The following is a 1,061-nucleotide window of genomic DNA, read 5'->3' as shown; positions in this document are numbered from 1 at the left end:
CAATTCACGAAGCAGTGAAAAGCGCGCGATGCTCCAGTCGTCCGCGGTCGGTTCGATGGTGGTCTGTAGAAGTATGCGTTTCATAAGTGAGCCTGAGAGAGCGCGTTACCGATCCACTGCACGATGGCCTGGGTCGGCATGGCGCCCGATGTACGGGCGATTTCTCGTCCTTTGTGAATCATGATCATGGTGGGAATGCTACGGATGGCATAACGGCCGGACACCTCCGGCATGGCTTCGGTATCGAGCTTGGCCATGCGGACGCGCGGCTCGAGCACCTTCGCGGCGGCTTCGAAATTCGGGCTCATCGTGCGACAGGGTCCGCACCACGCGGCCCAGAAATCGATGACCACCGGCAACTCGCTTTTCAGCGTATGTCGCTCGAAGTTCGCCGCCGTCATCTCGACGGCCCTGCCCGGAAAGAGACTGTTATGGCACGTGCCGCACTTCGGGTCTTGTCCCATCCTGACACGCGGCACGCGATTGAGCGCCGCGTCGACGGGGCAGGCGACGATCACCGAATCGGGCTGACTATTCGCCGTGGAGGGTGCAGGTTGTTCGGCCACGCGCGGTTCCTCGTTCAAGCGTTGCGATCCAGAAAATCGTGGCAGTCGGGCCGACGGCGGCGCCGAGCATGTATACACCCACCATACGACTGTGCGCGTCGGGCCGTCTTGTGAAGATCATGCTCTGGTTCGTTACATGTCTAGGCTGCCGGTTCAGTCCTGGCGATACCAGTCCTCCGACGCCGGCACCCTTTCGGCGAGAAAATCCACGAAGGCGCGGACGCGGGTGGCCAGGTGTTCGTGCCCCACGAAGACGGCATGAGTGACCTGCCGTTCACCCGCGTTGAAGTCCTCGAGGATCGGCACAAGTCGCCCTGCGGCGATGTCCCGCTCCACGTGGTACGACGACAGCCGTGCGATTCCCAGGCCGTCCACGGCCATGCGGCGCAGTGTCTCGCCGTTGTTGGCCTGGAAGTTTCCGCCGATGGGAACGGATCGGCTGCGACCGGTGGAGCGATCGAGGAACGGCCACGCATTGAACGAGCGGCCCAGGTT

Annotated in this window: 2 protein-coding genes; both read right to left on the bottom strand. The window is 62.6% G+C overall.

Features of this window, described 5'->3' with window-relative positions; translation table 11 throughout:
* Positions 1-80 precede the first annotated feature (80 nt).
* On the bottom strand, positions 81-566 hold the full coding sequence (trxC, locus tag AC1DT2_RS24305) for a thioredoxin TrxC (protein WP_477299304.1): 486 nt from the start codon (positions 564-566) through the stop codon (positions 81-83).
* 153 nt (positions 567-719) lie between these two features.
* On the bottom strand, positions 720-1,061 hold a 342-nt coding region (locus tag AC1DT2_RS24300; RefSeq protein WP_477299302.1), incomplete at its 5' end, for a LysR substrate-binding domain-containing protein.

This window comes from Luteibacter sp. P4_E6 (genome assembly GCF_056401535.1).
Note: the sequence above shows the minus strand (reverse complement) of the source record. Positions and strands in the feature narration are given on the sequence as shown.